Origin of the sequence: Streptococcus sp. 3874, assembly GCF_013276425.1 — a bacterium.
Taxonomy (GTDB): Bacteria; Bacillota; Bacilli; order Lactobacillales; family Streptococcaceae; genus Streptococcus; species Streptococcus pseudopneumoniae.
This window is the reverse complement of the sequence record NZ_VMLA01000139.1, coordinates 1-8,470: the sequence shown is the minus strand read 5'-3', so window position 1 is coordinate 8,470 and position 8,470 is coordinate 1. Positions and strand designations below refer to the sequence as shown.

Below are 8,470 nucleotides of genomic sequence, written 5' to 3'. Positions count from 1 at the left end.
TCGTTATTGGGCGGTTACTAAAGTTCTGAAAAGTCTATAATGAAGTTAGCCATCTAGTACCCAAAAACCGACTAGCTCTTATGAACTAGTCGATTTCTCATTAATGCGCCAACATTTCTTGAGCGATTTCTTGGCCAGATAGGTTATCTGGGTAGTAGGTTGGCCAATTATCCATTTCTTCAAATAGAGCTTCTTGGCTTGTACCTCCAAAAAAGATATGGAAATGTTCTGCCTTAACTGGGGCAACATTGTGGTCACTAAACTGAACATACTTGAATTGTCCAGCGTCAGCATCTGTGGCTTCAAAGAGGAAACGCACGCCACGATTGCCTTTCTTGTAAGTCAAAATTTTCTTACCGACATACTTGTAAGTATATTTCTTGCTTTGTCCACCTTGAACAAATTCCATAGTATTATCAGTAATGTTAATCTTAGTCACATCTGTCTGATAGCCTTTTGTATAATAAGCCTTGTACTCAGCCTGGGTCATCTTACCAGTCAACTTAGCCTTGTAGTCAAAGACTTGGTCAAACGTGCCGTCTTCAAGGAAAGGATAAACTGATTGCCAGTTACCTGCATAGTCACTCAAGGTGCGGTCCTTGACAGCTGCATCCTCGAAGTAACCATTTTGGACTGTCTTGGTATCCTCTGCCTTTTCAGGCTCGATCGCTGGGCCTTCTTGGTCTGTTGTTTGTTTCAAAGCCTTGAGGTTTTTCTCCATGATAGAGATGTAATTTTCTCCAGCCTTGGTGTCCTCTTCTGTCAGACTTTCTAAAGGATTGAGGACATCAGTTTTGACACCTGCTTCTTTTGAAAGTGTGTTAGCAAGGGCTTGTGAGGCATTTTCTTCAAAATAGATATAGGCGATTTTATTTTTCTTGACATACTCTGTCAATTCTGCCAAGCGAGCAGCTGATGGCTCTGCATCTGGAGAAAGTCCTGAGATTGCGACTTGTTTGAGTCCATAGTCCAAGGCAAGATAGTTAAAGGCTGCGTGTTGAGTCACAAAGCTCTTTTGTTTTGCTTGAGACAAGCCTTCTGCGTAAGCCTTATCCAAGGCTTGCAATTTTTCGATATAGGCAGCTGCATTCTTCTCAAAGGTCTCTTTTTTATCAGGATAATCTGCTGACAAGCTGTCGCGGATGCGCTCTACTAGTTTAATGGCACGAACTGGTGATAACCAAACATGGGGGTCAAACTCATGGTGATGACCTTCTTCTCCATGGTCATGGTCTCCCTCTTCTGCCTCGCCACCTGGCAAGAGCAACATATCGCCTGTCGCCTTGATGGTTTTCACTTTTTTCTTATCCAAGGTATCTAGCAATTTAGGTACCCATGTTTCCATGTTTTCATTTTCATAAACGAAGGTATCTGCATCTTGGATTTTGGCAACTGCCTTGGCAGATGGTTCGTATTCATGAGGTTCTGTCCCAGCACCGATTAGGAGTTCTACATTAGCCGTATCTCCTGCGACTTGCTTGGTAAATTCATAGACAGGGTAAAAGGTTGTCACGATATTGAGTTTACCATCTGCCTGTTTTTGATTGGAACAAGCCACTAAAAACAAGGCACATAGACTGGCTAGTAATAAGCTAATTTTTTTCACGTTCGTCTCCTATTTGATAAAACGTCTTACTAAACTGATTAGTATAAAGACAGTTACAAAAATAATGGTAATACTTGCACTTGCAGGTGTTTCTGCATAGTAGGAAATGTAAAGTCCTGCTACCATTCCCAAAAAGCCAATCGCACTGGCAAGCAGCATCACCGATTTAAAGTTTTTCCCCAGACGCAGGGCAATACTAGCTGGCAAGACCATAATGGTCGATACCAGAAGAGCTCCTGCTGCAGGAATCATAAGGGCAATAGCCACCCCTGTCACCATGTTAAAAAGAATGGACATGGTACGAACTGGCAAGCCATCCACAAAGGCCGTATCTTCGTCAAAAGTTAAGATATACATAGGACGAAGAAAGAGAAAGGTCAAAATCAAAACAACCGCCGCAATGACAAAGAGGGAAATGACCTGTTCTTCACTGATAGTCACGATCGAACCAAAGAGATATTGGTCCAAACTCATTGAACTCGAGCTTTTACCCTTGCTCATGACAATCAGAGAAACAGCCAGACCTGTTGACATGAGGATAGCTGTCCCGATTTCCATAAAGCTCTTGTAAACCGTACGGAGATACTCCAGAAAGACCGCCGCAATCAAGACAATGGCAATAGTAGAAACAGTTGGAGAAATCCCCAAAACCAGACCAAAGGCTACACCTGAAAGTGAGACGTGGCTAAGGGTATCACTCATCAAACTCTGACGACGCAAGATGAGGAAGGTTCCCAATACCGGTGAGAAAAGACTCATAGCAATAACCGCCAAAAAGGCGCGTTGTATAAAGTCGTAAGATAATAAACTAAGCATGGCCCACCTCCTGGTCATTCTCATGAACATTGAAACAACGCCATGGCGAGTCTTGGTTACGGACTAGATGAATATTGCGATCCGCATAATCCTTAACTTCTTCAGGGTCATGGGTAATCATCAAAACAGCCTTGCCATGATGATGGGCGCTGTGATGCATGAGTTCGTAAAATTCATTTTTACTTCCTGCATCCATCCCCGTTGTCGGCTCGTCTAGGATAAACACATCAGGGTCAGAAGCAAACATACGCGCAATTACCGCTCGCTGCTTTTGTCCCCCAGATAGAGACCCCAAGCGTTTGTTTCGATGTTCCCACATGCCAACTGAGTCCAGACTAGCCTTGATATGCTCCTCATCATGAGCATTCAAACGACGGAACCAGCCTTTTCTCGGATAGCGACCCGACTTGACAAATTCATAGACCGTACTTGGAAAACCAGCATTAAAACTGGCAATTTGTTGAGGAAGATAGGCTATTCTCAATTTCTTACCTTGCGTATTTGTCTTTGAAATAGCCACCTTTCCAATGCGTGGTTGGAGAATTCCAAGACTGGCCTTGATCAGTGTCGTCTTAGCTGCCCCATTTTCCCCAGTCAAGGTAACAAATTCCCCACTATCAACACTATAATTGATATGTTCAAGAACGGGCTCCTTATCATAATAGAAGGATAAATCCTCTACCGTAATGTATCTCATTATTTGATTTCTCCTACTAAAGCAGTCAAAAACCGCTGGATCACTTTTTGTTCATTTGGAGTAAACTGAGTCGCCACTTGTTCATAGGTTAAAAGTGTATGCTCATGGTGATGGTGGTGCTCCTCAGCGATTGGACGAGCCAAATCAGTCAATTGATAAAAAATCACACGCGCATCCTTAGGATCTTTAGATGTTTCCAACATTCCTTCCTTGACCAAAGACTTAATGGCCTTGGTAACTGCCGCCTGACTGACATTGAGGCGACGGGCCAATTCTGAATTTGTTAAAGATTCCTCCGACAAGAGCATGAGGATATGCTCCTGGGTATTGGTCAGAGCTACCTCGCTAGTACAATGACCTATTAAAATTTCATGCTGATTTTCTGCCTGCAAAATCACCTCATTCAAAAAAGCATCAATATCCTTCGCTAGCTGTCTCATATCTGACTCCTTTCCTTTTGAACTTCTCTTTTTTAAGAGAAAAATACTATTCTGTGGAATTTTGTTTACCAGTTAATTATATCACAAGCAAAAAAAGAGTCAAGAAAAAACGTAAAAATCAGCTTCATTCTTGAACTCTTCTATATTATGATCTATTGAAATTCTTTGACATCTCCATCGTATGTCGCCCAGTCCTTGCTGAAAAAGCGCTCATTCAGATGGTAAGCCGGAGCTGGTGTGGGATTGGATAGGAAAGGATCAACTGCCTTGTCAAAAGCTAACCAACCCAACCAACCAAGGTGGATGGTATCCTTCATAAAGAAAGGATCCCCGCCATCCTTAGAAAAATCTGCTATATTGGTAAAACCTTGACTCTCTAACTGGTAGCGAATCTTCTGCACCGTTTGTTGGTACATATCCTCTCGTAGACCAGCATAATCCATCCATTTTTTATTAACAGGTGGAATGATAAAAATCGGGTTTACCTTGGATTTAGAAAACTGGGTTAAAACTAACTGCAGGTCATTATACTCTGGTGATTTGAGGTAGGTGAAGTTTTTCTGAGAATCCTTTAATTTCTTCAAATCCTTCTTAATCTGCTTATTATAGAAATCATTCTCCATTCCCAGATCATTATTGGAAGTATTCTTTTCTGCATCTGATTTGACAACATCTTCTATTGCTTGATAGGAAAACTGATCTGGCAAGGTCTTTAAATACTTAACTACATGCTTACCATAATTAACATAGCCTCTAACTGAAAACTGTCCAAAAAAGGAAGCCTGGCGTTCATTAAACCGAGCCAATAATTCAATCGTCTCATTGTCTGCCGTCGACAATTCTTCTTTGCTTGCCAACTTCTGAACCAAATCCTTCATAGCTACGTTGGGAAACTGCTGTAGTAAGCGAGTCGCCGCATATTGGCTAGCCTGATCTCCAGATTGATGTTCCAGAAAACTGGTCAACTGGTCTCCATTAAAATACTGCTGGAAGGCTGCTGGCTCATAGCCATTTTTACTGAACCACTGAGGGGAGATAACATACACAACTTGTTTATTCTCCAGTTGTGGCAACATCTGTTGCATTCCAAAATACTGGTTAAGCGATGCAGCTCCCCTCTGTCCTAAAAGATAAGGACGGTAGGAGCGATTGTATTTCTCAGCTAATACCGCAGGATGAGCACCGTCAAAACGAAGCCATTCACTAGAGCCAAAGAAGGGAACAAAACGCATATTTGGATCAGATAGTGCTCTGACTTTTTGACTTCGCTCCTTAAAACTATCGATAGTAGTAGCCACCGCTGAACGCTTTTCAGCTCCTAGATTATGACGCATCTCAGTAGGATAAAAGAAAATGAGCAGAAAAACCAACAAACCAGCTATCAAGACCGGTCCGAAGATCATCCATAAGCGTTTAAGCATTTTGTAGCTCCATAATACCAGCTATGATTTTATTGGCTGTATTCCAGTCGTCGCGACCAAACTCTGTTACAGGGACACGAATGTCAAAACGGTTCTCAATCTCCACAATCAATTCAACCGTTCCCATACTATCCAAGACACCTGCATCAAAAAGATCTTCATCCATCATGTCAGAAACATCTTCCATAAATAACTCATCAATAATTTCGATAACTTCTGATTTGATATCCATATTTTATTTCCTTTATTTTTTAAACCATAAATCATTCAAAAATCCAGAAAAGATTAAGAATGACAGCATGACGACATGGAAGGTGACAACCATGCCAAGCAACTGAATCCAGCGATTCTCAGGTAGAGCAGCTTTCCCTGCTTTTTTCCGTTCCTTATTAAGCGTTTTTTTCTTGCGAATCCAAGCGTCATTGATGACCAAGCCCAGTCCATGAAAGAGGCCATAGGCGATATAGTACCAAGTCACTCCATGCCAAAATCCCATAATCAGCATATTTACTATGTAGGCCACACTTGAGGTTACATTGCGATTCTTAAAGACCTTCTTTCTGGTCAATACCATCACCATCCGCATAAAGACAAAGTCACGGAACCAGAAAGAGAGACTCATATGCCAGCGATTCCAAAATTCCTTTAAATCCCTTGATAAAAAGGGCTTGTTAAAGTTGATGGGGCTACGAATTCCCATCAAATTTGAAATGGCTAAGGCAAACATAGAATAACCTGCAAAGTCAAAGAAAAGTTCCAGACCAAATGTATACATAACTGCCAAGGCATAGAGGTTAAAGAAGCCACCTGACTGCAGGGCTAGATTCTTCAGAGGAGGGAGTAAGGTCTCTCCTAAAACATGAGCTAGGATAAACTTATACAAAAATCCCCACATGATATAGCGAACAGATTCATCCAGCATATCCATCAACTCATCTCGCTCAGGAATGGTCTGATAATTTTCATTAAAACGCTTAAAGCGATCGATTGGACCACTTGAAAAAGTCGGCATGAAGAGAAGGAAACGAAGGAATTCCCAGAGGGTAAAATCCTTAATCACTCCATCTCTCAGCTCGATGATAATCCCAACCGAACGAAATGTCAGGTAAGAAATTCCCAAAAATCCAAGCAAAGACTGCGTTCCATTGATAGCTGGCTGCACCTTGACAAAGATAATCGGAAGGAGGGACAGAAAACTAACTAAGTAGAAGACCCACTTGCCATCCTTGCTTTTTCGATAATGCTTGTAGAAAAGCAGGAGCAATATTTCCCAGCAAAGGTAAATACCCAAGGCAGCCAACTGATTGGTCTTCCCACCTACCAACATGGTGACAATAAAGAAGAGACTTACCAGCACTTCGTACCAGGCAAAGCGTTTCTTGAAAAAGAGACCGATAAAGATGGGCAAGGTTGCAGCAATCACATAGACAAAATACTGAGGATTGCCGTATGGCTCTAAATGAGGAAGCTGTTGAAAGAACTCCATCATCTCTTATTCACCTCGTTAATCAATCCTTTAATGTCAATCTTTCCATTTGGAGTCAGTGGCAAACTGTCTTGATAAAGGAATTTAGACGGCATCATGTAGGACATCATGATGTCTGTCAAATCTTCCTTAATGGCCTTGGTAATATCGATATCACGCTCAAACTGCTCACGCACACCATCTTTTAAAATGACATAGGCCAATAGATTTTGCACCTTGTGGTCTTTATTATAACGTGGGACAGCGACAGCAGAATCGATAAAGCGAGACTTGTTGAGGTTTTGAGAGACATCTTCTAACTCAATGCGGTAACCGTTGAACTTAATCTGGAAGTCCATTCGTCCGCCGTAGAGAAGCAAGCCTTCATCTGTCATGGTTCCCACATCACCTGTGTGATAGGCTGGCAGTCCTTCAAATTCAAAGAAGGCTTCCCCTGTTTTTTCAGGATTGTTCATATAACCTTTTGAAACAGCTGGTCCAGAAACAATGATTTCTCCCTGTTGACCATTTGGCAATTTATTGCCGTCCTCGTCAATGATAAAGGTTGGAGAATCAGCCTTGGTATAGCCGATTGGTAGGCGTTTGAGAGTCGCCAACATCTCGTCTGTCACAGCAACAGCTGACAAGGCTACTGTCGCTTCTGTTGGGCCGTAGGCATTGATAATACGGGCATTTGGGAATCGCTCACGCAGTTTTTGCGCTGTTTTGACCGTCAATTCTTCACCATCAAAGTAGAAATGCGTGATGCCAGGCATTTTCTCACTATTAAAGTCTTCTGATAACATGGCCATATCCGCAAAGGATGGTGTTGAAGTCCAGATAGCGATTGGCAATGAAAAGATAGCCGCAAAAAGTTGCTTAAAGTCCTGAGTAATGGCTGAAGGGAGGGCAAAAAGTGTACCACCCAGTGCCAAGGTCGGCGCCCAGTACATGACAGACAGGTCAAAAGAATAAGGTGGCTGAGCCAGCATTTGCGGACGACTTGGCGTCGCAAATTCCTTATCCGTAATCATCCAGTTGGTAAAGCTGAGGAGGTTATCATGGGAAATCTGCACTCCCTTAGGCTTACCAGTCGTACCAGAAGTAAAGATGATGTAGTAGTTATCATCGCCCTTGACTGGATGCGTGATCTCATAGCTAGTCCCTTGGGCAAAGGCTTCTTGAACCTGAGCTAGAGTCATCATCGGTGTAGAAACCTGCTCCAATGGAAATTCTGAAATGGCAATAATCAAACTTGGCTCCGCTACTTCTAAAATAGCCGAAACTCGCTCCAAGGCCGAATGACTATCAATTGGAATGTAGGCATGTCCTGACTTAGTCAAGGCTACAAAAGTTGCCAACATTTCATATTCTTGGCCACCAAAAACGACTACAGGAGACTTATCTGGTAAATTCAGCTGGTCAATGGCTGCAGCTAAACTATCCGAATTAGCCTTTAAATCTCCATAAGTATGTTCCTGCCCCAAAACATTGTAAACAGGATAGCTAGGCTGTGTCTGAGCAAAATGCTCAATGGTTTCAATCATATCTACTATTGGTTTATGTGACACAATAGGAATTCTCCTTCAAGTTAAAATTCATTATAGATAAAGCTTCCTTGACCCTGACCAAGATAGCTAAAGAAGTAAAGCAGCCCCAGAAAGATAAGAAAATACAAGGCTGTCCGACCAAGAAAGAGGTACAATTCTTTTCTCTGTTTCATCAAGAAAAACCATTCATTTCTGTAATTTTTCGCTAAAATAAGAGTGATTCTTACTAGCTTATTTTTCTACCATTGTACCACTTTATAGGGTGGTTTTTCAATTGTTTACCGTACATTTTCACTACATTTCAGCTTGTTTTAAGGATTATGCGGTTTTTCTATGCATATTTTTAAAAAAGAGCCTGAGATTTCCATCTCAAGCTCTATCAAAATAATTGTTTTCTAATACTCAATGAAAATCAAAGAGCAAACTAGGAAGCTAGCCGCAAGCTGTACTTGAGTACGGTAAGGCGACGCTGACG

General features: G+C 41.8%; 9 protein-coding genes. All 9 read right to left on the bottom strand.

The features are described 5' to 3' along the window. Nucleotides 1-100: 100 nt before the first annotated feature. On the bottom strand, nt 101-1,606 hold the full coding sequence (adcA, locus tag HT703_RS11065; protein ID WP_172930093.1) for a zinc ABC transporter substrate-binding lipoprotein AdcA: 1,506 nt from the start codon (nt 1,604-1,606) through the stop codon (nt 101-103). A gap of 9 nt (nt 1,607-1,615) precedes the next feature. Then, entirely contained in the window at nt 1,616-2,422 is an 807-nt protein-coding gene (locus HT703_RS11060; RefSeq protein WP_000950018.1) for a metal ABC transporter permease, read from the bottom strand. Beyond that, the gene (locus HT703_RS11055; protein WP_172930092.1) at nt 2,415-3,119 is read right to left on the bottom strand and encodes a metal ABC transporter ATP-binding protein; all 705 of its coding nucleotides are present in this window, start codon (nt 3,117-3,119) and stop codon (nt 2,415-2,417) included. Before HT703_RS11055 ends, HT703_RS11060 begins: the two co-directional genes overlap by 8 nt. Next, the gene (gene adcR, locus HT703_RS11050) at nt 3,119-3,559 is read right to left on the bottom strand and encodes a zinc-dependent transcriptional regulator AdcR (protein WP_001249308.1); all 441 of its coding nucleotides are present in this window, start codon (nt 3,557-3,559) and stop codon (nt 3,119-3,121) included. The genes HT703_RS11055 and adcR overlap by 1 nt, the downstream gene beginning before the upstream one ends. 152 nt (nt 3,560-3,711) lie before the next feature. Next, nucleotides 3,712-4,980, bottom strand: coding sequence for a D-alanyl-lipoteichoic acid biosynthesis protein DltD (gene dltD, locus HT703_RS11045; protein WP_100104712.1), 1,269 nt, complete (start codon nt 4,978-4,980; stop codon nt 3,712-3,714). Further along, nucleotides 4,973-5,212 (bottom strand): D-alanine--poly(phosphoribitol) ligase subunit DltC, encoded by a 240-nt coding sequence (gene dltC / locus HT703_RS11040; protein WP_050197725.1) that lies wholly within the window; start codon nt 5,210-5,212, stop codon nt 4,973-4,975. Before dltC ends, dltD begins: the two co-directional genes overlap by 8 nt. 12 nt (nt 5,213-5,224) lie before the next feature. Further along, a complete protein-coding gene (dltB, locus tag HT703_RS11035) occupies nt 5,225-6,469 on the bottom strand; it encodes a D-alanyl-lipoteichoic acid biosynthesis protein DltB (protein ID WP_172930091.1) in 1,245 nt (414 codons plus the stop codon). Continuing rightward, nucleotides 6,466-8,016: a D-alanine--poly(phosphoribitol) ligase subunit DltA gene (gene dltA, locus HT703_RS11030; protein ID WP_172930090.1), complete on the bottom strand. Its 1,551-nt coding sequence runs from the start codon at nt 8,014-8,016 to the stop codon at nt 6,466-6,468. The genes dltB and dltA overlap by 4 nt, the downstream gene beginning before the upstream one ends. A gap of 20 nt (nt 8,017-8,036) precedes the next feature. Further along, the gene (locus tag HT703_RS11025; RefSeq protein WP_000813667.1) at nt 8,037-8,168 is read right to left on the bottom strand and encodes a teichoic acid D-Ala incorporation-associated protein DltX; all 132 of its coding nucleotides are present in this window, start codon (nt 8,166-8,168) and stop codon (nt 8,037-8,039) included. Between the last annotated feature and the right edge of the window lie 302 nt (nt 8,169-8,470).

Coding starts and splice junctions, on each gene's coding strand:
- HT703_RS11060 (WP_000950018.1), bottom strand. CDS start 2,422: ATGCTTAGTTTATTATCTTACGACTTTATACAACGCGCCTTTTTGGCG.
- HT703_RS11055 (WP_172930092.1), bottom strand. CDS start 3,119: ATGAGATACATTACGGTAGAGGATTTATCCTTCTATTATGATAAGGAG.
- adcR (WP_001249308.1), bottom strand. CDS start 3,559: ATGAGACAGCTAGCGAAGGATATTGATGCTTTTTTGAATGAGGTGATT.
- dltD (WP_100104712.1), bottom strand. CDS start 4,980: ATGCTTAAACGCTTATGGATGATCTTCGGACCGGTCTTGATAGCTGGT.
- dltC (WP_050197725.1), bottom strand. CDS start 5,212: ATGGATATCAAATCAGAAGTTATCGAAATTATTGATGAGTTATTTATG.
- dltB (WP_172930091.1), bottom strand. CDS start 6,469: ATGATGGAGTTCTTTCAACAGCTTCCTCATTTAGAGCCATACGGCAAT.
- HT703_RS11025 (WP_000813667.1), bottom strand. CDS start 8,168: ATGAAACAGAGAAAAGAATTGTACCTCTTTCTTGGTCGGACAGCCTTG.